At 35.6% G+C, this 22,308-nt stretch carries 22 protein-coding genes; 19 read left to right on the top strand and 3 right to left on the bottom strand.

Features of this window, described 5'->3' with window-relative positions; genetic code table 11:
- Window positions 1-9 precede the first annotated feature (9 nt).
- From RVS70_RS00350 to RVS70_RS00320, 7 genes are all read left to right on the top strand, one after another.
- Complete coding sequence (locus RVS70_RS00350; protein ID WP_321132386.1) at window positions 10-1,539, top strand: acyl-CoA carboxylase subunit beta; 1,530 nt, start codon at window positions 10-12, stop codon at window positions 1,537-1,539.
- A 297-nt stretch (window positions 1,540-1,836) separates the two neighbouring features.
- Window positions 1,837-2,295 (top strand): flavin reductase family protein, encoded by a 459-nt coding sequence (locus RVS70_RS00345; protein WP_321132385.1) that lies wholly within the window; start codon window positions 1,837-1,839, stop codon window positions 2,293-2,295.
- A gap of 121 nt (window positions 2,296-2,416) precedes the next feature.
- On the top strand, window positions 2,417-2,896 hold the full coding sequence (locus tag RVS70_RS00340; protein ID WP_321132384.1) for a CBS domain-containing protein: 480 nt from the start codon (window positions 2,417-2,419) through the stop codon (window positions 2,894-2,896).
- A gap of 70 nt (window positions 2,897-2,966) precedes the next feature.
- Window positions 2,967-6,611 (top strand): dynamin family protein, encoded by a 3,645-nt coding sequence (locus tag RVS70_RS00335; protein ID WP_321132383.1) that lies wholly within the window; start codon window positions 2,967-2,969, stop codon window positions 6,609-6,611.
- Between the two features lies 1 nt (window position 6,612).
- Window positions 6,613-7,476 (top strand): 5'-3' exonuclease, encoded by an 864-nt coding sequence (locus RVS70_RS00330; protein ID WP_026683179.1) that lies wholly within the window; start codon window positions 6,613-6,615, stop codon window positions 7,474-7,476.
- A 216-nt stretch (window positions 7,477-7,692) separates the two neighbouring features.
- The gene (locus tag RVS70_RS00325; protein WP_211911264.1) at window positions 7,693-8,340 is read left to right on the top strand and encodes an ATP-binding cassette domain-containing protein; all 648 of its coding nucleotides are present in this window, start codon (window positions 7,693-7,695) and stop codon (window positions 8,338-8,340) included.
- The gene (locus RVS70_RS00320) at window positions 8,337-9,131 is read left to right on the top strand and encodes an ABC transporter permease (RefSeq protein WP_321132382.1); all 795 of its coding nucleotides are present in this window, start codon (window positions 8,337-8,339) and stop codon (window positions 9,129-9,131) included. Before RVS70_RS00325 ends, RVS70_RS00320 begins: the two co-directional genes overlap by 4 nt.
- 108 nt (window positions 9,132-9,239) lie before the next feature.
- Here RVS70_RS00320 and RVS70_RS00315 read toward each other — a convergent pair whose 3' ends face one another.
- Window positions 9,240-9,656 (bottom strand): VOC family protein, encoded by a 417-nt coding sequence (locus RVS70_RS00315; protein WP_321132381.1) that lies wholly within the window; start codon window positions 9,654-9,656, stop codon window positions 9,240-9,242.
- A gap of 489 nt (window positions 9,657-10,145) precedes the next feature.
- On the opposite strand from RVS70_RS00315, the gene cysK reads away from it, so the two are divergent.
- The 7 genes from cysK to RVS70_RS00285 all read left to right on the top strand — a co-directional run bounded on the left by cysK (window position 10,146) and on the right by RVS70_RS00285 (window position 15,027).
- Complete coding sequence (gene cysK, locus RVS70_RS00310; protein WP_321132380.1) at window positions 10,146-11,063, top strand: cysteine synthase A; 918 nt, start codon at window positions 10,146-10,148, stop codon at window positions 11,061-11,063.
- A gap of 151 nt (window positions 11,064-11,214) precedes the next feature.
- The gene (locus tag RVS70_RS00305; RefSeq protein ID WP_121605131.1) at window positions 11,215-11,877 is read left to right on the top strand and encodes a CPBP family intramembrane glutamic endopeptidase; all 663 of its coding nucleotides are present in this window, start codon (window positions 11,215-11,217) and stop codon (window positions 11,875-11,877) included.
- Between the two features lie 28 nt (window positions 11,878-11,905).
- Window positions 11,906-12,283, top strand: coding sequence for a helix-turn-helix transcriptional regulator (locus tag RVS70_RS00300; RefSeq protein WP_321132379.1), 378 nt, complete (start codon window positions 11,906-11,908; stop codon window positions 12,281-12,283).
- Window positions 12,204-12,869, top strand: a complete 666-nt coding sequence (locus tag RVS70_RS00295; protein WP_321132378.1) for a WYL domain-containing protein — start codon at window positions 12,204-12,206, stop codon at window positions 12,867-12,869. Before RVS70_RS00300 ends, RVS70_RS00295 begins: the two co-directional genes overlap by 80 nt.
- Window positions 12,870-13,301: 432 nt before the next feature.
- Entirely contained in the window at window positions 13,302-13,775 is a 474-nt protein-coding gene (locus tag RVS70_RS00290) for a GNAT family N-acetyltransferase (protein WP_034679307.1), read from the top strand.
- Window positions 13,776-13,826: 51 nt separating this feature from the next.
- A complete protein-coding gene (locus RVS70_RS23345) occupies window positions 13,827-14,009 on the top strand; it encodes a phosphotransferase-like protein (RefSeq protein ID WP_414617162.1) in 183 nt (60 codons plus the stop codon).
- Window positions 14,010-14,160: 151 nt separating this feature from the next.
- Entirely contained in the window at window positions 14,161-15,027 is an 867-nt protein-coding gene (locus tag RVS70_RS00285) for a pentapeptide repeat-containing protein (protein ID WP_121605130.1), read from the top strand.
- 56 nt (window positions 15,028-15,083) lie between these two features.
- On the opposite strand, the gene RVS70_RS00280 is transcribed toward RVS70_RS00285, so the two are convergent.
- The gene (locus tag RVS70_RS00280) at window positions 15,084-15,626 is read right to left on the bottom strand and encodes a site-specific integrase (protein WP_026681983.1); all 543 of its coding nucleotides are present in this window, start codon (window positions 15,624-15,626) and stop codon (window positions 15,084-15,086) included.
- A 520-nt stretch (window positions 15,627-16,146) separates the two neighbouring features.
- On the bottom strand, window positions 16,147-17,385 hold the full coding sequence (gene nagZ, locus RVS70_RS00275) for a beta-N-acetylhexosaminidase (protein ID WP_321132377.1): 1,239 nt from the start codon (window positions 17,383-17,385) through the stop codon (window positions 16,147-16,149).
- Window positions 17,386-17,575: 190 nt separating this feature from the next.
- Between nagZ and RVS70_RS00270 the strand changes: the two genes are divergently transcribed.
- From RVS70_RS00270 to RVS70_RS00250, 5 genes are all read left to right on the top strand, one after another.
- The gene (locus tag RVS70_RS00270; RefSeq protein ID WP_080668712.1) at window positions 17,576-17,716 is read left to right on the top strand and encodes a YpzI family protein; all 141 of its coding nucleotides are present in this window, start codon (window positions 17,576-17,578) and stop codon (window positions 17,714-17,716) included.
- Between the two features lie 553 nt (window positions 17,717-18,269).
- Window positions 18,270-19,103 (top strand): MerR family transcriptional regulator, encoded by an 834-nt coding sequence (locus tag RVS70_RS00265; RefSeq protein ID WP_026681980.1) that lies wholly within the window; start codon window positions 18,270-18,272, stop codon window positions 19,101-19,103.
- 202 nt (window positions 19,104-19,305) lie between these two features.
- Complete coding sequence (locus RVS70_RS00260; RefSeq protein WP_121605127.1) at window positions 19,306-19,809, top strand: GNAT family N-acetyltransferase; 504 nt, start codon at window positions 19,306-19,308, stop codon at window positions 19,807-19,809.
- Between the two features lie 128 nt (window positions 19,810-19,937).
- Complete coding sequence (locus RVS70_RS00255) at window positions 19,938-20,483, top strand: dihydrofolate reductase family protein (RefSeq protein ID WP_321132376.1); 546 nt, start codon at window positions 19,938-19,940, stop codon at window positions 20,481-20,483.
- A 384-nt stretch (window positions 20,484-20,867) separates the two neighbouring features.
- On the top strand, window positions 20,868-22,022 hold the full coding sequence (locus RVS70_RS00250; RefSeq protein ID WP_321132375.1) for a VanZ family protein: 1,155 nt from the start codon (window positions 20,868-20,870) through the stop codon (window positions 22,020-22,022).
- Window positions 22,023-22,308: the final 286 nt, after the last annotated feature.

Here is a 22,308-nt window from a genome sequence, read left to right as displayed (position 1 = left end):
GGCTACAAAATGTCGTATTTGGAAGAGTTTCAAGAAAGAGTTAATAAAATTGAAAAAGGTGGTCAAGCAAAATATCATCAAAAAAATAAACAACATGGCAAATTGTTTGTTAGGGAAAGACTAAAGCGATTATTTGATCAAGATATAGACATCGAGGATGCTTTTTTCGCCAATTGTATGGATGGATCACTTCCTTCAGATGGCGTTGTTACTGGTATCGGTAAGATTAATGGTCAATCGGTATGTGTGATGGCAAATGATTCTACAGTTAAAGCTGGTTCATGGGGGAAGCGAACGGTTGAGAAAATACTACGTATTCAAGAAACGGCAGAAAAATTAGAGGTTCCGATGATTTATCTAGTTGACTCTGCTGGTGCGAGAATAACAGATCAAGTAGAAATGTTTCCAGGCAGAAGAGGAGCTGGAAGGATTTTTCATAATCAAATAAAGTTATCTGGCCGTGTACCACAGGTCTGTTTATTATTTGGACCATCTGCTGCAGGAGGAGCGTATATCCCCGCATTCTGTGATATTGTCATTATGGTTGATGGGAATGCTTCCATGTACCTAGGGTCGCCACGAATGGCAGAAAAAGTCATTGGAGAAAAGGTAACCCTTGAAGAAATGGGTGGAGCAAACATGCATTGCTCTGTTTCTGGCGTTGGTGATGTATTAGTTAAAAGCGAGCAAGAGGCAATCGAATACACACAAAAATACTTGAATTATTTTCCTGCTAATTTTAGAAAAAAGCCAAATGTCAAAACTCCCAAAGACAGCAAAAAGTTAGAGAAGCGTATTACAGATTTGATTCCAGAAAATCAGAATGCTCCTTTCAATATGCATGATTTAATAACGCACATTATTGATGAGGATAGCTTCTGTGAAATCAAGAAAAAGTTTGCTCCAGAAATAATTACTGGTCTTGCTAGAATGCAAGGAAAATCGATTGGCATTATCGCGAATCAGCCACGAATGAAAGGTGGCGTGCTCTTTCCTGATTCTGCGGACAAGGCGGCTAAGTTTATGCAGCTTTGTGATGCTTTTAATATACCATTATTATTCTTAGTTGATGTACCTGGATTTATGATTGGAACAAAAGTAGAACGAGCAGGAATTATACGACATGGAGCAAAGATGCTCGCAGCAATGAGTGAAGCAACCGTCCCGAAAATATCCGTTATTGTTCGAAAAGCATATGGAGCGGGTTTATATGCAATGGCTGGGCCTGGATTTGAACCAGACTGTTGTTTAGCACTACCTACCGCGCAAATAGCTGTTATGGGTCCAGAAGCAGCAGTTAATGCGGTTTATGCAAATAAAATCCAAGAGCTACCAGAAGCGGAACGACCTCAATTTATCAAAGAAAAACAAGAAGAATATAAGGAAAATATTGATATATATCGACTTGCTTCAGAGATGGTAATTGATGCGGTTATTGAACCAGAGCAATTAAGAGAAGAATTGATTAAACGTTATTCTATCTATGATTCGAAGAACGTTACGTTTACCGAGAGAAAACACGGTGTATACCCAGTATAATAGATTATCAAGACAGAGAGACTGATGCTCTCTGTCATTTTTATAGATTGCTTGAATGTTTTCGCTATATCTCTTGGAACATGAGAAACAAGCATGCTTTTGTTAACCAACAAAACTTCTAATCTTAGTTTTCGAATATCTGTGTCAAATGACTTACCTCAAGCATATACTAACATAATCATGGAAATGAGTTTATGAAAATATTATTATGTAAACTTAAAGCGTCTTTTTTCAATTTTATCCGTTTAGATGATATTCTAAAAGGAACTGAAATCGAGAAAAGGGGGAGGACGTATAGTGGATGAGCGACTTTTTCGAGATGTAATGGGGCAATTTGCAACAGGTATAACAATTATATCCACCAATTATCATGAAGAAATAGTAGGCATGACAGTAAATGCTTTTATGTCTGTATCTTTAGATCCTAAATTAATAGCTGTTTCGATTGATGAAAAAGCTAGTATGTATAAAAAGCTTCAGGAAACGATGCAATTTGGAATTAGTATTTTAACTGATGAGCAAAAGGATTTATCAAAAATATTTGCCAGACAAAAAGCAAAAGACAGAGAAGTACCATTTATACAGCAGGGAGATGTTCCAGTCATAGAAGGGTCATTAGCAACGATGGCTTGTCATGTAAAGGAAACGGCTAAGACTGGAGATCACTTAATCTTTATAGCTGAGGTAACAGAAATAAAGTCTAATGAGGGGGAACCGGTCATTTTTTATGGTGGTAACTATCGCCAGCTATATTAACATACTTATTAAAAATAGTTACTTACTGACTCGACAGTGGGTAGCTATTTTTAATAAGTATAATTATTCTGTAAAAGTTAATAACAGTAAAGAGATTATCGACTTAATGGAGGTACTTACGATGCAGGTAAAAGACTTTATGATAAAAGATGTGATCTATGTTACACCAGATACCACTATGAAAGAATTATTACAGCTATTGACTGTTAATAAAATAGGTGGTGCACCTGTAATAGATACAGCTGGCAAGCTTTTAGGTATGATTACTGACGGAGATGTCATACGATATCTGCAGCCAAGAGGGAGGACAGTATATGATTTATATGCCCACGTAATGATTGACAAGATTCAAAATCTCCAGCAAAATATTGATGCTGCATTATCAAAACCTGTTACCGAACTTATGCGTAAAAAACAAATTATTACGGTACACCCTGAATCAGACTTGGAAGAAGCTGTTAAAATATTTTCTGCGCATGCATTTAAGAAAATTCCCGTTGTAACAGACGAACAGATTGTCATAGGAGTCATTAGCCGGGGAGATGTCATACGATATATAGCGTCACGATTAGTTGAGAAAACAAAGGATAATTCCTTATAGGAAGTAGAAATATAGATGCTTATCTCGTATAATAGACGCTAGTATATGGATAAGGGAAGCGTGAAAGGAAATGAGTAGTTTGAAGACAATAGATGCGACACAACGTAGTTTGTATCAGCTAGCAGCTATATATCAAAAAATGATTGAACATAAAGATGTACACCATGCCGAGAAAATTTTAGAGCTCTACGATAAATTCAAAAAACAAGAATTAATGATCTGCTTTGCTGGTCACTTTTCTGCTGGAAAATCATCGATGATAAATGCGTTATTAAAACAGGATATTTTACCCAAAAGCCCCATACCAACAAGTGCAAATATTGTAAAAATAGAATCCGGTAATGGGACAGTACGGCTACATTTTCATCATGATGCACCAGAGGAGTATCAAGAGCCCTTTGACATGGAATTAATCAAGCAATATTCCATGGATAAAGATAAGATTAAAAAAATTGAAATAAGTACATCTGAGCAGCTTTTGCCGAACGGAACCGCCTTAATTGACACGCCAGGTATCGACGCGGCAGATGATGCAGATAGACTAATGACAGAATCATCGCTTCATTTAATTGATGTCCTATTTTATGTGATGGATTATAACCATGTACAATCTGAAGTGAATCTTCAATTTTTAGCAGGATTACATGAGAAATCTATACCGTTCTATGTCATCATTAATCAGATAGATAAACATGATGAAAACGAATTATCATTTCAGTCATTTGAAACAAGCATTAAACAAACGTTTGATTTATGGGACATTCAACCAATCGCTATATTCTATTCCTCTCTCGTAGAATCAACTGCACAAAATAATCAGTTTGAGGATATAAAGCATACACTCCATTCTTTATTGACTATAAAGAAAGGTGAATTACTGCAGCATAATCATGCTGCTCACGTACTCGTCAAAGAACATGAGACGTTTCTTGAATTGCAATATGAAGAAAAACTAGCACCGTACCGCGTGCCACCTGAGCATCAACAAGAAGTTAAAAAAATAAAACAGATAGAGCAGAAAATTACGAATCTCCAACAAAATATTGAACATGTAAAACGTGATTTTTTTGATGAATTACATCAAACACTGAAGAATGCATATCTCATGCCAGCGAATCTACGTGATTCTGCTAAATTATTTTTGGAATCACAACAAAGCCATTTTAAAATTGGCCTTATTGGCTCAAAGAAAAAAACCGAAGAAGCACGACAACAGCGAGCAACAGATTTTCTGTCCAATTTAGAAAAAGTCGAAAGTGCGTCATTGCAGTGGAAATTACGTGACAAGTGGAGCGAGTTATTACAGCGTTACCAGATCGAAGATACGGATTTACAGGAACAATTGCAACATTTCTCCATTTCTCTAACTTATAAGGATCTCGTTAATCTTATTAAACAAGGAGCTACAATAAACGGAGATTATGTCATTAATTATACCAATGATCTTTCAGGAGAAATAAAGCGAAAATACAAGCAACAAGCAAATCAATTATGGAATACAATGGAGACACATCTCCATCAGCATAATACGGAGACAATTAATGCTTGTAATAAGCAACTAAATGAACTGAAAGAAACCCAAAGCATAGTGGCAAACTATGTAATAATCGAAGAAGATCTTGAAAAGAAAAAAATGGCAGTACATCATTTATTGAAAGCAGATCATAAATCGGAATGTGCTGTTAAAGAGATTGAAGATAGGCTTCTGATGAAAGAGCAACGAATAAAGCGAGGGAAAAAGCCGTTATTGGAAATTTGTGAACAAAAACCTGAGAGAGAAGAAGAAAAGGCAGATAATGAAAATACTGGAATGAATAAATCCATGGATTCTATGGATACAATGATTCAGGCATTATCCCAATCATCGGCAGCAATTCAAGGATTACCAGGCTTTGATTCCCTAGTTAATGACTTGCAGCAAAAAAAGCAGCGTTTACAACATAGATCTTATACAATTGCTTTATTTGGAGCATTTAGTGCTGGTAAATCTTCCTTTGCAAATGCCCTGATAGGTGAACAAGTACTACCCGTATCTCCAAATCCTACAACTGCAACAGTAAATCGAATTAATCCAGTGACGGATACGTATAAGCATGGTACAGTATTAGTGAAGGTGAAGGATGAAGCGTCATTAATTAAAGATATCCATTCTATCACGAAAAAGTTTTCACCTAAAGCTACCAAGCTGGAAGAACTTCTTGAGTGGATAAGAGCAGAAGAACTGTTTAATAACGAACTTTTAAGCAATACGTATCAATCCTATTTAAAGGCAATGCTAACAGGCTTTAACGACATACAATCAACGATTGGAGAAAAGCTTACTTTATCTATAGACGAATTTCCGATTTACGTGACCGATGAATCGAAGGCATGTTATCTAGAATCCATTGATCTTTATTATGATTGTGAACTAACGAGACAGGGCATTAGTCTAGTGGATACTCCTGGTGCTGATTCTGTCAATGCACGTCATACTAATGTAGCATTTGATTATATTAAGCATGCAGATGCGATTCTTTATGTTACCTATTATAACCATGCTTTAAACCGTGCCGATAAGGATTTTCTGATGCAGCTCGGCAGAGTAAAAGAGGTATTTCAGCTTGACAAAATGTTTTTTATTGTAAATGCAGCTGATCTAGCAAAGGATGAACAAGAGCTCCAAGTCGTTTGTTCTTACGTTAAAGAGCAATTACTTAAGCTCGGAATACGATTCCCTAGACTATATCCAGCATCTAGTCGTCAATCACTTCAAGAAAAGCAAGCGCATATCCAACTAAATGAGAAAATGAATCATTTTGAAGCGGCTTTCTATCATTTTATTCATGATGACTTGACACATTTAACAGTAGCATCAGCACTATGGGATATGAAGCGAGCATACCAGCAATTAAATCACTATATAGAATCACAGAAGCTGGACCAAAGTGAAAAGGCAGCATGGAAACAGTCTATGCTTGCAAAGAAAGACCGATTACAGCATGAAATGAAACATATAAATATAAACCCAGATACCAATAAAATCAATCAAAAAATAGAAAAACAGCTCTATTATGTGCTCGAGCGTATCGGAATTCGATTTCACGACATGTTTAAAGAAATGTTTAATCCGACAACGATTACAGAAACAGGCAAGTTTGCTAAAATGCAATTATGGGACAGCCTACAAAATCTAATAACCTATTGTGGGCAGGAACTTATTCGTGAATTACAAGCAGTTTCATTACGAATCGAATCACTTGTCGAAAAATTAGCGAAGGAAGTTTTTGCAACAATTCGTAAAACGGGTAAAGAGATTGATGACAGCTTTATTCTTCCGAATATAGAAATAAAGGAACTAGTTACACCAACCTATTTAGAGGCGTTTTCAGATATCGATGTGCAAGAATTCGAGCGTGCATTGGCGACATTTAAAAATACGAAGTCCTTCTTCGAGAAGAATGAAAAAGAATTGATGAAAGATGAGATTTATCGTGTCTTTAAACCGTTTATAAAACAATATCTTGAAGCAAGTAAACAGGTTATGGTTTCATCCTATTCTGAGCAATGGGCTGAGATTATTGATTTGATGAAAAAAGAGCTTTTCCTTCAGTGGGATAATTATATGAATAGTTCGCTAGAAATGATGACTTCTAACATATCACTAGCGGAGCTTAAGAATACGAAACAAAAACTAGCATCAATACTAGAGCTTTTTGAAACGAGGGAAGGATGACATGGTAAAACAAAAGATTCTACTTGTTGATGGTATGGCCCTATTATTTCGCGGCTTCTTTGCCACAGCATTTAGAGGAAACTATATGAAAACGAGTAAAGGAATTCCGACAAATGGAGTATATCAATTTTTACGCTATTTCCTAGATGCAGTTAATACCTTTGAACCAACTCATGTCATTTGCTGCTGGGATATGGGAAGTAAAACGTTTCGCACAGAAATGTATGAAGGCTATAAAGCGAATCGTGATGAACCACCCGTAGAACTGATTCCACAATTTGATTTAGTAAAGGAAGTTGTAGATAGTTTCGATATGCCTAATATAGGAATGGAGAATTTTGAGGCTGATGATTGTATTGGTACGTTAGCACGCGCATATGCCATAGAGGATGAGGTAACCATTTTGACAGGAGACCAAGATATTCTACAGCTGGTAGATCATGGTATCCGTGTTGCTATCATGAAAAAAGGACAAGGAAATTACGAGATCTTTGATCATGGTAATTTCATAGCTAAAAAAGGCATTTCACCTAAGCAAATAATTGATCTAAAAGGATTGATGGGGGATGCTTCTGATAATTACCCTGGAGTTAAAGGGATTGGTGAAAAAACGGCATTAAAATTAATTCAAGAACATGGTTCAATCGATGATATATTAGCAAATATGGATAAGCTTCCAAAGGGGGTACAAACGAAGATTAATGCAAACCTGGACATGCTCCATTTGTCAAGGAAGCTTGCTGAAATCAAATGCGATGTACCGATTAGCTGTGGACTTGATGACGCTTTATGGAATTACGATAAAAAGAAAATTACAACTAAATTTCAGTCATTAGAATTTAAAAATCTGGAAAAGTTAATGTAAGACACGTTGGCATCATTGACATTTCGGTATTTATGTGAAATCTGGCTAGTAACTTTTTCATGAAAGCACTATTACAGTTACGTTTACTTAAGGATAACTCACGAATACGTGGGTTATTTTTATTCCATTTTAGTTATAATAGCGTTTATGTAAAGAAATAATTCGGATTATATTTGAAATACTAAGAGTAATATAAGGAAAGGATGGAATCATCTCTTGTTTCATATAGAAAACGTGAAAGTAAATGGAATTATCGAAATAGATCATTTAAGCATTGAAGCAAATAAAGTAACCTGTATTATAGGAAAAAGTGGTAGTGGAAAATCAACGTTTCTTCGATTAGTAAATCATTTAATTTCTCCAAACGAAGGTAATATTTACTTTAAAGGGAAGAACCTTTCAGAAATGGATCCCGTACAATTACGTCGATATATTACAATGGTACCGCAAACGCCTGTTATCTTTGATGGAACAGTTCGAGATAATTTACAAATCGGTCAAAAGTTATCCGGGCAACGTGTTTCTACTGATGAAGAATTAGACAGGTGCTTACATCAGCTGGATTTACATAAAACATTGGCAGCACAAGCAGGTGAATTATCGGGGGGAGAAAAACAGCGACTTGCTTTAGCGCGAGCAATGCTATTAGATGCTGAAGTTTTTTTATTGGACGAGCCATCATCAGCGCTGGATCACACAACAGCCTCCAAGGTCATACACGCTTTTGTTGACTTCATTAAAGCCACAAATAAAACCTTAATCATGATAACCCATGATTTAGCACTTGCTCAAGAGCTAGCGGATACAATGATTGATATGAATCGATTTAGTAAGTCTGTCGTTGCAGGAGGCGTGTCCAAATGAATGAGTCCAGTGCAATGGATTTAACACTGTGGCAGTTATTATTTGCCTATGTATTTATTGTTATATTATGGGTTATTGTGCGAGTTAAACGAATTCCTCGAGAGAAGATAATTATTATCTCAACATTACGCATGACAGTACAATTAATTTTAGTTGGATATTTACTAATGGTTGTTTTTGAACAGCCTCATCCGATCATAACATTGATTATTGTCTTATTCATGCTTGGATTTGCTATTTATAATGTATACAAACGTGCGAGTGTAACCATTAGCCTTTCTATAAAGAAAACAATAGGATTAGCGATGTTTTTAGGTATCGTAATTAGCTTAATTTACTTCTTATTTGTCGTATTACAATTAGATCCTTGGTATGATCCACAATTCTTTATTCCAATTGGTGGGATGATTATCGGTAACGCAATGACAGGAATAACATTAGGTGTCAATCAGTTACTTATTGGAATTAAAGAGCAAAGAGAGAAGGTAGAAGGTGCTTTAATGTTAGGAGCTACACCAAAGGATGCTTCAGCTTCCATTATTAATCAAGCATTCGATTCAGCAATGCTTCCAACCATTAACTCGATGGTAGGTATGGGAATCGTTTTTTTACCTGGAATGATGACTGGACAAATTATTGCTGGTGCATCTCCGGTTAGTGCAGTAAAATACCAGATTGCGATTATGCTGGGCGTGGCGGGTACCGTTTCTATTACGGTTGTAATCTTTTTACATTTAGCCTATAAGACATTTTTTAATCACCGTGCACAGCTAAAACCATTTAATGAATAAATAATATAGCATTATATGAGTCAAGTTTCATTTAGCAATTTTTGAATAAAGAAATTAATAAAAGCCGGAGCCTGCATTTATGCTTACAACTCCAGCTTTTATTTTTGTTTATAATTCAGTATTAATTTGAAAGGTCACACCAAATTTGTCGGTTACATCACCAAAGCCTGGGCTAAAAGGTTGCGCTGCAAAAGGCATATTGACTATACCATCTTGCTGTAGATTTTCAAAAAATCGTTTTGATTTTGCCACATCATTCGTTGTAATACAAATTGTTACTTGTTTGCCCTTTTCAACAGTGGAACCATCAGGCACATCTGAAAACATAAGCTCCGTCTCACCTACTTGTAAATTTGCGTGTGCCACCAGATCCTTTTGATCATCTGTAAATGTATTGGGTATGTCCGGCATATCTCCATAAGTAATAATGCTCAAGACCTCAGCATCGATTGCTTGCTCATAAAACTGTATTGCATCCTTTACATTACCTTCCATATTTAGATAAGGGCTAAGTTTCACTGTCATATTAAGCAACTCCTTTATTTTTATTCTTTCATTGTAATATAAAAGTGATGCTTTAATTTCTTTTCGTTTGCTATATTAATACAAGAAATGAAATTAGAACCTTATTTTCATTATGCAGCTTCGTTTAAGGGAAGTCGATTTAACAGGTTAGCCGCAATTATAATAAATAGATAGTAGAGAGTAACCACCTTATAAGAAACAGATAAACAAGGATAAATATCCAAGCTACAAAGATCATACCTTTATGTATTGGCATGATCTTTTATCCATAACTCAAAATAATATAAACGACGTGCATAATAAATATAAAAGATATAAGGTTATCTTTTATTCATGTTATCCGATAGGCAAAGTTGGAAAAATGGTTACAATCCCATTATAATATAATGGAATACCCTATTGTAGAAAACTTTTATTAGCCTTACGCATAATGAAGTAGAAAGACTTCGTCAAATAAACGTATATGTATACAAAGGTGGTTTTAATAACATGCGAGTCGTTAACAACGTTAGTGAACTTATAGGTAATACCCCTATGGTGAAATTAAATAAGGTCGTACCAAAAGGTGCAGCAGATGTGTATGTGAAATTGGAACAATATAATCCAAGTAGAAGTGTGAAGGATCGTGCTGCCTATAATATGATAAAAATCGCCGAAGAAAAAGGATTGATTCAACCAGGAGATACAATAATTGAACCAACCAGCGGAAACACTGGAATTGGTTTAGCTATGAATGCTGCCGCTAAAGGATATAAAGCGATCATTGTAATGCCAGATAATAGTACCGAGGAAAGAAGAAACATTTTACGTGCCTATGGTGCAGAAATAGTCTTGACTCCAAGTGAAGAAAAAATGCCTGGTGCAATAAAAAAAGCATTAGAATTGCAAAAGGAAAATCCAGGGAGCTATATTCCTCAACAATTTGAAAACGAGGCTAATCCAGATATTCATCGAACAACTACGGCAATCGAAGTATTAGAACAAATGAATGATGAATTAGATGCATTTGTATGCACAGCAGGAACCGGGGGAACGGTAACAGGAACAGGGGAAGCATTAAAAGAAAAAATTTCTAATCTGCACATTGCCGTTGTGGAACCTAAAGGCTCACCAGTACTTTCAGGTGGGAAACCAGGTAAGCATAAATTAGTCGGAACAAGCCCTGGGTTTATTCCAGATATCTTGAATACAGATATCTATGATGAAATCTTACAAATCGCCGATGACGATGCCGTTTCGATGTTTAAGCAAATTGCTCAACAAGAAGGAATATTTATTGGTTTATCCGGTGCTGCAGCCGTACATGCAGCAATCCAAGTTGCTAAAAAGCTTGGAGAGAATAAGAAAGTAGTCTGTATAGCACCTGATTCAGGTGAGCGATATTTGAGCATGAACCTTTTTAACTAATTAAATATTTATAAAAACCAATCATCAGTTTATGATGATTGGTTTTTAATATGATAATATAAAATCAGGAGAACTGGGATTTTTGCTTGCGTATCTATTGACATAAATACTTATCCCAGAATAACACGAAATACATTAATGGGGGAAACTTGTGTCAAAGAAGATTATTTTTTTAATAAGCAGTACATTCGTAACATGTGCAACGCTCGCTTTTATCGAACATGGTTTAACCATAAATTATACTATAAAAACAATTAGTAAGATCAGCTTATTTTTCTTGAATATATGGCTCTATAGTAAATTATTCCAAGGGTTCCGTTTTACTGACGTTCTAAGTATGAAGAAACTAAGTCGCCGGGACTGGCTTCATTTACTTTTATTAGGGACACTATCTGCAGGAATTGTATTATTTGCTTATTTAATGCTACAGCCATTCTTCGATATACGTGAAATAAAGCATGATTTAACAAATCGATTAGGTATCACAGCAACTGGGTTTATTTTTGTTGGTATTTACGTTACATTGATTAATTCATTATTAGAAGAATATTTTTTTCGTGGGTTTATTTTCTTTCAGCTTCCACGAAAGCTCGGTTACATTATTAGCCCGTTATTATTCGCATCCTACCATATTCCCATGATTGCTTTATGGTTCAACAAGTTCTTAATTGCAGCATGCTTCATTGGTCTTTGGTTGATTGCGATCATTTTTCATAAAGTAAATGAAAAAAATAAAACCATATGGTTTTCATGGATTATTCACATTTGTGCTGATATTATGATCATTATCATAGGAATGACTTTATTTTTCTGATATACATTGAAGTAAAAAGGGGATTATGATGCGAGGCGATCGACTATTATCCATTCTTATACAACTACAAGCATATGGGCAGATTACTGCAAAGGAATTGGCGGAAAGACTTGAAGTATCTGAGCGAACCATCTATCGAGATATGGAGGCACTTAGCAGTTCAGGTATACCAGTAGTAGCTGAACGAGGACAAAATGGCGGATGGTCGTTATTGGAAAATTATCGTACTACATTGACAGGTTTAACAGAAGAAGAAATGCGCGCTTTATTTATTTCAACATCCCCACATCTACTAGAGGATTTAGGATTATCAAAGACTTCTAAAAATGCAAGAAGTAAACTTATTGCCTCCATTCCGTCTATTTATCATAAAAATGCAGAAGAAATCTGGAATTGTATTCATTGATACAAGTGGGTGGAGAAACCGACAAGAAAAAAATGCATACTTTGATGTGCTGAAACAGGCGATATGGAATTGCAATCAATTATTATTAGGTTATGAACGTCTGGATGGATCCTCTGGTCATCAACTAGTCAACCCGCTCGGACTAGTAGCAAAGGGGAGCAAATGGTACTTAGTTGCCTTGAAAAATGAGGATGCGTTTCGTAACTATCGTGTATCTCGAATAACTTCTGCTGAAATCTTAGATGTGCAATTTAGTAGACCAAAAGACTTTCATCTCGCTAGCTATTGGGAAACATCGACAAAAGCTTTTATGGACACACTTCCTACATATGAGGTTTGTGTTGATGTAGATCCGTCCATTCTACCTAGACTAGCATTCACCAATCGGTTTATGAAGAAAATCGAAACGAAAAGCAATAAAAAAGGAGGCTGGATACGAGTAAAGCTTACATTTGATACAAAGGATGAAGCGGTTGGCTATATTTTGAGTTTTGCAGATAAAATAAAAGTAGTGGAGCCAGTAGATCTCAGTGATCAAATTATTCACCAAGCAAAAGCAATTATTTCCCTTTCCAAAAGCAAATAATCGGTTCAATAAACGCAATTTATTTCACGTGCTCCATATCAGAAAAAAACGGAATCTTACTCTGATTGAAAATAACTAAATCTAGCAGGAGAACAGAGAGAGTATAACGAAATAATAATGTGGAGGAGAGATATGTGTTTTTCAACAACCTGCATTATCGCTTTATATCACTTTTGGAATGATAGTATTGCTATTGTTACTAACTTTGGAAAATTATTAAAAAAAGAAATACATATCATTTACCTTCAAGTATTCTATTAACTCTACTCGTCTTTATACAACCTATTTATTGGCTTGGTTCGAGCGTTCCCTTTTAGCTTATATGTTTTTCATTCAAGCTAAAAATGTAGCTCTACGTATAGTCACAGGTGTACTGTTTATCCGGGGATTAACGCATCGGGACAACAAAATAAAGAAAAGGGGGCAAGCATCATGAAAGTGCAGTTAACACCAATGAATCAAGAAACATTCGATCATTACTATAAAAATTCAGTGAAAGAATATGCCAATCAACATGTTCAAGCAGGAAATTGGAAAGAGGAAGATGCTTTACAAAAAGCGGAAAATCAGTTTACAGATCTATTACCAGCAGGTTTAGAAACAAATAATCAGAAACTATTTTCTATCGTGCATAATGAACAAAATGTCGGCATCTTATGGATTCATATTCGAACAAACGGGCAGGAGAAACAAGCCTTTATTTATGACATACATTTGGATGATAATCAACAAGGAAGAGGACTAGGTAAAGCTACCATGGAGGCACTAGACGCTTATGCAATTTCGTATAACATTAAACAAATCGGATTACATGTTTTTGCTCATAATCATCGCGCCATTTCTCTTTATAAGAAAATGGGCTATCATATGACAGGTCACCATATGGCTAAACGAGTTGATATATAATCCTTTAAAAGGAAGGGCGGTATACATGTGACAAGCTTTCATAAAGGTTAGATTGTCAACCTTAACGGTGCTCCTCGATCAGGGAAGACAAGCATCGCTCAGGCTATGCAACGTAAATCACCAGAATTATGGACAAATATCGGAATGGATACATATATAAACATGACTCCAGAAAAAATTCTTCCTGGAATTGGTTTGCGTCCAGGTGGTGAACTTCTGATCTTGAGCCAATGATTAAAAAATGTATATCACTATGCACCTATCGATTGCAATACATAGTCAAGCTGGAATAAATGTAAGAAGCAGTTATTAACCAAAAATAGCTAACAACTACAGCTTTCCCGCTATTGAAAACAGATGAGTAGAAACAGGAGATGAATAAGATTTGTCAAAAATAAATGTTAATACCTATCAAGATAAAATAAAGAACAATTTAAAATCGGATTGTGAAAATTGTTTTGGACTATGTTGTGTAGCATTACCGTTTGCAAAGTCAGCAGACTTTGCACGGAATAAAAATGCAGGGACACCTTGTTCCAATTTGCATTCAAATTTTAATTGCGCTATACATAAGACCTTACGAAACGAAGGGTTCCGCGGATGTTCTGTTTTTGAATGCTTTGGGGCGGGACAAAAGGTTTCACAACATACTTTCTCAGGAATTGATTGGAATTCTTCTGAAGTATTAGCTTCGCAAATGTTCACCGTATTCCCCATTATGCAACAGCTTCAGGAAATGCTATGGTATTTGTCACAAGCAATCGATATAGAACCTTCATTACCATTTAAAAGTGATCTAATAACTATGTTTACAGAAACGGAACAACTTACATTTTATGAGGCGAATGAAATATTAACAATAGATATACAAGCTCATCGTGATAAGGTTAATGATTTACTACAACAGACAAGTGCAATTATTCGTTCCAATGCGCAACGTAACTTTGGAATAGCACAAAAAAAGGATAAGCAAAGGGCTGATTTCATAGGGGCTAATTTTTATAAAGCAGATCTAAGAGGTGAAAACTTGCGAGGTGCTTTATTTATTGCTGCCGACCTCCGTGAAGCAGATTTAAGAGGATCTGATTTGATAGGTGCGGACTTAAGAGATGCAAATATACAAGGTACTAATTTAAGTGAAAGCTTATTTATCACTCAACCTCAGCTAAATGCAGCAAATGGCGATGCAAGTACAAAAATCCCTTCTTTTCTCCATCGACCAAGTCATTGGGAATATGAGATCGATCGTTAAGGTAACATATTCCGATTAACGATCGATTTTCATAACAAGTCGGTTATTCATACTTCTTATAAACTAAAATGCTCTAAGCTTTTATCAACAATATCTTGGTTTATCCCAATGTACCGTAGCGTGATGTCAGGTGATGAATGATTAAAGATATCTTGCAATAAGGCTACATCTTTATTTACTGTATAATGCCAATAACCAAAAGTCTTCCTTAAACTGTGCGTGCCAAAATCCTTGATACCAACATTGTTAGCTGCACTACTTAAGATCTTATAAGCTTGTATCCGCTTAATAGGTAAGTCCGTTTTATGAGAAGGGAATAGATATTCCTCGTCGTGCTTACCTGTTATATAATCTGCTATAATTCCCCGTAGTTCTGCTGGTAATAGGAATCTTTTACGATTCCTAGTTTTAGTTTCTTTCAAAACAATGTGTGTTTTTCCGCGAACATCATAAACACGTAATGGTAAAATATCGCTAATACGTAACCCTGTGTTGATACCCATGACGAACAAAAAATAATTACGATATGATTTCTTCTTTAACTCTTGCTTCATCGCTTCAATTTTTAATCGATCTCGAATTGGTTGAACCGTTTGCATGCCTTTACTAATTAAAGCATGGAAATCTGATTTAATTTCAGAGATTCGTCTTGGATCTCTGAGCTTTGATTTGTTTAAATCCTCGATCTTTCGGTTTAGTTCATATTCGCCATACTTTTCAAGAAGATAGATATGTTCCCCTTTTGTAAGAAAAACATAATCTCCAAACTTCATTTTCTCCATTGTGATTCCCCTCCTCTTAAATAGAAGTAATTTGAAGGACTCTCAGACGAAGCGAAATATACCTTTGCGACCAATCCCTTTATTCGCTTCCATGCAATCCTTTATTTATATCTTTTTTTAGATAGATCTCTCAAATAATTACCATATATTTGAAGAACGTTTCCACTCGATATGTATAATTACATTTTTATACATAGATTATATAAAAGGTTCATTAACTATTGTAACAAGCTTTCATTGATTTTCATAATGAAACAAAATATGTATTTTGTTTCATTACATAATTTTACGTGATTGAAAGAAACGTAAGCCTTGTAAGATCGTTTAAATAGTTACGTTACCATGTTTTTATAGCTTGATTTATTTCATCAATAGCTACATGTTCAATTGACGCATCTGTTAATTGATATTTTTGTTTAAGCTTCAATATCCGCTCTACGCTTTGATCAATACGCATTTCAGTGATCTCATCCGCTTGTACTGCGTACTTAATTCCATTAATCACTGACTCAGCATTATCATAGTCGTGGCAAACAAGAATTAGATCACTACCTGCTTTAATCGATTGCACTGCAGCTTCGCCTATATCGTAATTATCTTGAATCGCTCCCATAGTCATATCATCTGCAACGACTACACCATTAAAATCTAACTCTTCTCGTAACAAACCAGATATGATCGTTTTTGACATGGAAGCAGGGGAATCATTATCATACGCTGTTACAAGTAGATGACCAACCATAACTGCATCTGCTCCTTTAGTAATCGCTCGTTGAAATGGCAGTAACTCTACCTGCATTAATCGAGATTTAGGATGATCAATCGTTGGCAACTGAATATGTGAATCGCTAGTTGTATCACCATGTCCGGGAAAGTGCTTGACAACAGAAATGACTTGTTCCGACTGCATACCTTTCATTTGAGTAATTCCAAAATCACTTACTTTAGCCGGACTTGATCCAAAGGAACGATCGCCAATCACAGGATTATTTGAATTACTATCGATGTCCAGTACAGGAGCAAAGTTGATATTAAAGCCAAGTGAGGCAACCTTCATAGCAATTACTTGACCAGTATGATAAGCCCAATTCAAGTCGGCAGAATCACCAATCTCTCTACTAGCAGGTGTTGATAGGAACTCTTCTGGCATTCGCGAGACACGCCCGCCCTCTTCATCAATACCGATAAACAAAGAAGCAGGGTTGTTCGCATTACTCTTTTTTAAGTTATTAATTAGTTGCTTAGCTTGTTGAACGGATTCAAGGTTCTTCGTAAATAAAATTGCGCCACTAACATGTTGCTGTTGAATTAACTTCTTAATTCTCCTATCCATTGAGGTACTATCGACGCCAACCATTACAAGTTGTCCGATCTTCTCTTTTAAAGACATCTTGTCAATAGTTGCTTGAATGGGTGAATGAGGGGTTATCTTCTTGGTTATATCAATGGTATGTCCACTGTTTTCGAAAACAGTAGTAGGGGATACGCCCTTAACCTTGCTCCAATTATATGAGGTCAGCAACAATGCGAATAGCAAACATAGTCCAGTCGCCTTCAACAGAGAGTTGGATTTCATCCGTGTCATCCTCCTTTTAATCATTGCTATGATTAAACGAGCAAAAATAGTAATAGATGCTTTTAGTTTATGTACATTTCGCACTGCTATTTAGGAAATCTATATGCTAACAGCGATCTCTAACTACTTTTTCCCTAAATGTATAAAAATGAAGCTAACAACCATGTTAAATGTTAGGAGGTGGTTAACGATGGGAAAAGATCGTCAAGAAAAGAAGCTACGAGAGAGCGGACGCGTGGAATCAGATCGTGATGTAGGGCTACGTTATAAAGGCTCTACAAAAATGTCAAGTCCCGAAGAAGCTAGAAGATTAAATGATGGAAAAAAATAGCTGGAAATACAGCGACTTGAATCGATTATTCGTTATGAAATAGATAGGAACTCAACCCTATAATAAACATGATCCAAGATACAAAACGTATATATTTGCGATATCGGTTAAAAACGCGAGCTTACAATGTAATAGGTCGCGTTTTTTATGTACTATAGAAGTATAAGAAACGATTACGATTTGATGAATGAAAAAGATGAATAGACTAATGTATACTATAATAACAACTAGATGTATTCTTCTTATTCACAGCTTCTTTAGAATATATAAGGATGCCCCAATGTAATTGTCATTTTCATTTACTATACTTAACTTTCCAAGGGGATTATATTCCATATAAAAAATATCACATCGAATTATTAAGAAGTTTTTAGAATGCTTGCTATTCTTTATAGAGCCGAATACAACTACAGCAGCGTGAAATAAGGAAAGTTATTTATTACCGATACATACTTGAAATAAAAAAATGAAAAGGATACCTATTAATACAGGCATACTTGAATTTAGGCTGAAAAATACTTAAAAAACAACAAGAGAAGAAGGGGGTATATACATGTTGCCTAAACAATATTTTACGATTGGCGAGATGGCAAAACTACATCATATATCAGAATCTACGTTACGTTATTATGATGAAAAGGATATCTTTAAACCTAACATGGTTGATCAGCAAACAAATTATCGATATTATACGTTAGACCAATTTTCCATGCTTGATACAATAAAATTTTTAAGAAATTTAGATATTTCACTACAGGATATTAAGCATTTCATGGCCAATCGAACGCCAAATACGGTTTTACATATGTTAGAAAAACAGGCCCAACGCTTACAAGAACAGAAAAATAAGATTGAATTTATGCTAGAAAAAATGAATGATAAAGCAGAGATGATTAAACAATCACTGCAAGCTTCTCCGCGCTCAGTTTGGTTTACGACCATTCCTTTAAGACATATTATTTCAATGCCAGTAGCTCCAGATGCATCAGACGAAATGTTCGACTATTATATTAATTCATTGCAAAACCAGCTATTAATGAAAGATTTTTCTCTTTTCTCAGGAGACATAGGTATAACAATTAAACAAGATTCATTAAGCATTCAACAAACACCTCAAATCAATGATGTGTTCATTATACTTCATCATGTGCCTAATAACATGGAGGATCTATCAACAATAAGCGCTGAAAATTATGCATGCATACATCATATTGGACCATATGACAATATTACGGAGAGCTATGAGATCCTACTATTAGAAATCCAACAGCGCGGCTATGAAATCATAGGTAATGGAATTGAGTTAATGATCATTGACTTAGCTGTAACCGGAAACCAAGAAGAGTATGTAACGGAAATACAAATCCCAGTAAAAGCAAAGACTTAACACGTAACCTGTGTAAAGGGGAAAGGACCAAGCTAAGATCTCATTCACCAAGACTATCTATGAGGCCGAGAAGGAAATAGAGGAAACATGTTTTCACGACATAGAAATAACTAAATTTTTCAGTGATTTTATATACCAAATGTTAAAATAAATGAAGATAATTATACAATTATAAGATTATAAATGGAAGGGAGTGATATAATTGCTATCATCTCAAAGACTATTATTTCGAAGATATGATAATAATGATTTTCCATTTCTGATGTCATTGTTAAGCGATCCAGCGGTTGTCCAATTTATTGGGAATGGCAAGCCAAGAGATGAAAATGAGGGAAAGAAGTTTTTAAGTTGGATTTATCGTACGTATGAGTCTAATAAAAACATGGGCTTAATGGTATTAGTGAATAAAGCAGATAACACGCTGATCGGTCATGCGGGATTAGTTCCACAAACGATTGATGGTAAAGAGGAAATCGAAATAGGGTACTGGATATCTCGTGAGCACTGGGGGAAAGGATATGCAACAGAGGCAGCACATACATTATTAGAACATGGAACTAAACATCTACAGCATGAACGATTTATTGCTCTTATCCAACCTGATAATTTTGCCTCTCAACATGTAGCACAAAAAATAGGGATGTCATTAGATAAAAAGCTCGTATTGAACGGTCAGGACGTACATGTATATTCAAAGTACACATAACCAAGCTGGGTGACGTTACTATCGCGTGAATGAAAGATGGTAACATCTAGGTATCACTGCCAACGTTGCTGATCAATGGATAGAAGCCAAAATTTTCCTTAAAATTCTATACTAGAAGGGTGGTTCAGATGCGAAAATTAATCGCCCAAGAGTTAATGTCTCTTGATGGGTTCTTTGCCGGTTTACATGGAGAAGTGGATTGGCATCGTGTGGGTAGTGAATACGAAGCGTATGCTCAAAATTTTTTAGAATCGTTAGATATGCTTTTATTTGGAAGAATAACGTATCAACATATGGCAAGCTACTGGCCTAGCGCTACCGGAAATATCGCTCGCCTTATGAATGCTCATACGAAGATTGTATTTTCCAATACACTACAGGAAGCGACCTGGGAAAATACGAGACTTATACAACGAAATGCGGAAAACGAAATCAGCAAGTTAAAACAAGAAGCTGTTAAAGATTTAGCAATATTAGGAAGTGCTGACTTCTCATCTAATATGTTAAATGCGGGATTAATTGACGAATATCACATTACCGTTGCACCAGTTGTTCTTGGAAAAGGTAAACCTTTATTCAAAGAAGTACAAGAAAGAGTCACTATGAAGCAAATACACACGCAAACACTTCAATCAGGACATGTACAGCTTTTTTATCAGGTTAAGAATAAATAGAGATTTTAAATGGAAAACATGCTATTACTATATCTTGAATGATCAAAGTAATAAGATAACCATTAAAAAGTGTGTATGATGCGTACACACTTTTTTATAGTCTAGGAAAATGAAGGAAATGATAACATTTGCCCAAGTGGATAAAATATAGGCGTGTTGAGCTGCGTCCAGCTCTAGCGCCCTGAATCCCAGAAAACTAGGTGACTTCACAAATCGCCCTACGATAAGTCATGATCGGCTCGCAAGCTCACCGTGAGCTCTTAATATTCGTTGACTGGCTCCAGTCGCTACGTTTCTAATCGGACGCTTGCGCTTTTGTTCTGTACCATGTTTAGATAATAAAAAACTTCAGAAACTAAATCATAACAAAAATGAGGTGGTAGCTTGTTTTCTTATACGATGCCAATACAAACAGCGTTTATCATGTTTTTAGTTTTAGGTTTTTTACTTATCATTCCATGGTTAATTTATTGCTATAGAAAATATGGCTATTTAAGCATTTGGACATCTATTATCGTTTATTCCTTTATTTTTTATATGCTCTCAGCCTTGTTTCTAGTTTTATTGCCACTTCCAAGCACTCGAGATACCTGTGCATTTCAAGCACCGGATACCGTTTATTATTCCATTATTCCCTTTTATTTTGTTTGGGATATCGTACATGGCAGTGCGGTAATTTGGTCACAGCCAGCAACTTATATACAAATTATCAAGGAAAGTGCGTTCTTACAAGCTGTTTTCAATTTTTTATTATTGCTTCCGCTTGGTGTCTATATAAGATATTATTTTCAAGAAAGGTACTATTGGAAACGTGCTCTCCTAATTGGTTTTACAACATCATTATTTTTCGAAGTTACGCAACTAACGGGGATTTACGGACTGTATACATGCCCTTATCGCATTTTTGATGTCGATGATCTTCTATTGAATAGTAGTGGTGCGCTTTTTGGTTTTCTTATCGGACCTGTAATTCTTGCTTTATTTCCGTCAAAGAAAAAGGTGTTAGCCAAAAAAGATAAAATACTTCGTAAAGACATCGTCTTACCTATTCCGCAGTTACTTGCTATATTTATTGATTTTCTATTAGTCCATATTAGTTGGGAAATTTTAACTGGTTTCTTTCTAACAGACCATCTCATAGAAGTCATTTATAAAACGTTGGTCTTTTTTGTGGTATTTTTTGTTGTACCCGTCTTTTGGAAAGGAAAAACAATTGGTACAACCGTGATGCGATATCGACTCATAGATAAGAAGAAGAGATATCCTGCTTGGTCGCTACTACTCAAGCGATTTATAGCACTCTATATACCATGGGTTATTTATCAGGGTTTAAAGGCTGTATCCCTGATTAACTTAGATATGGAATCTGCTTTCTATTATTATCATGTATGGATTAGCCTTGCTGCTTTCTTTTTCATGTTAATACTGTGGTTAGTTCTCTTTTGCCATATTCTAATGGTTGTTTTAAAGAAGGGAAAGCGCCTTTTTTACTTTGATGATGTTGCCGATGTAACACCAACAAAAAAACAAGAAATTTAAAAAGAGACTGAGACAAAAGAATGAAGAAACAATGAAGAACGAGCGATAATTAGTTGAAATTAATTATCGCTCGTTTTTAGAAAAATTAAATTAGCACCTGAAATAAGCGAGACTCCGGCGGGAACAGCACCAGTCCGAAGATCCACTTGGTAACGTGTTTTTCTTTACCAAGTTAGCTGTGGCCGTGCCCGGAAAGCGCGTATATGTTCACGGTGCGGCGATGATACTCCTATTGATAACATAATTATTCGTATTTTGAGTAAAGAAGTTGTGTTTTGTCACAGCC

Origin of the sequence: Virgibacillus sp. M23 (genome assembly GCF_034190895.1) — a bacterium.
In the GTDB taxonomy this organism is placed as follows: domain Bacteria; phylum Bacillota; class Bacilli; order Bacillales; family Amphibacillaceae; genus Virgibacillus; species Virgibacillus salarius.
The sequence above is the reverse complement of the archived record's forward strand: the minus strand, read 5'-3'. Positions and strand labels throughout refer to the sequence as shown.

What these genes read in the sequence shown, in the direction of transcription:
- nagZ (WP_321132377.1), bottom strand. Translation starts at nt 17,385, where the DNA reads ATGAAATCCAACTCTCTGTTGAAGGCGACTGGACTATGTTTGCTATTC.
- RVS70_RS00330 (WP_026683179.1), top strand. Translation starts at nt 6,613, where the DNA reads ATGGTAAAACAAAAGATTCTACTTGTTGATGGTATGGCCCTATTATTT.
- RVS70_RS00315 (WP_321132381.1), bottom strand. Translation starts at nt 9,656, where the DNA reads ATGACAGTGAAACTTAGCCCTTATCTAAATATGGAAGGTAATGTAAAG.
- RVS70_RS00295 (WP_321132378.1), top strand. Translation starts at nt 12,204, where the DNA reads ATGCAAGAAGTAAACTTATTGCCTCCATTCCGTCTATTTATCATAAAA.
- RVS70_RS00255 (WP_321132376.1), top strand. Translation starts at nt 19,938, where the DNA reads ATGCGAAAATTAATCGCCCAAGAGTTAATGTCTCTTGATGGGTTCTTT.
- RVS70_RS00350 (WP_321132386.1), top strand. Translation starts at nt 10, where the DNA reads ATGTCGTATTTGGAAGAGTTTCAAGAAAGAGTTAATAAAATTGAAAAA.
- RVS70_RS00320 (WP_321132382.1), top strand. Translation starts at nt 8,337, where the DNA reads ATGAATGAGTCCAGTGCAATGGATTTAACACTGTGGCAGTTATTATTT.
- RVS70_RS00290 (WP_034679307.1), top strand. Translation starts at nt 13,302, where the DNA reads ATGAAAGTGCAGTTAACACCAATGAATCAAGAAACATTCGATCATTAC.
- RVS70_RS00265 (WP_026681980.1), top strand. Translation starts at nt 18,270, where the DNA reads ATGTTGCCTAAACAATATTTTACGATTGGCGAGATGGCAAAACTACAT.
- RVS70_RS00300 (WP_321132379.1), top strand. Translation starts at nt 11,906, where the DNA reads ATGCGAGGCGATCGACTATTATCCATTCTTATACAACTACAAGCATAT.
- cysK (WP_321132380.1), top strand. Translation starts at nt 10,146, where the DNA reads ATGCGAGTCGTTAACAACGTTAGTGAACTTATAGGTAATACCCCTATG.
- RVS70_RS00280 (WP_026681983.1), bottom strand. Translation starts at nt 15,626, where the DNA reads ATGCAAACGGTTCAACCAATTCGAGATCGATTAAAAATTGAAGCGATG.
- RVS70_RS00270 (WP_080668712.1), top strand. Translation starts at nt 17,576, where the DNA reads ATGGGAAAAGATCGTCAAGAAAAGAAGCTACGAGAGAGCGGACGCGTG.
- RVS70_RS00335 (WP_321132383.1), top strand. Translation starts at nt 2,967, where the DNA reads ATGAGTAGTTTGAAGACAATAGATGCGACACAACGTAGTTTGTATCAG.
- RVS70_RS00340 (WP_321132384.1), top strand. Translation starts at nt 2,417, where the DNA reads ATGCAGGTAAAAGACTTTATGATAAAAGATGTGATCTATGTTACACCA.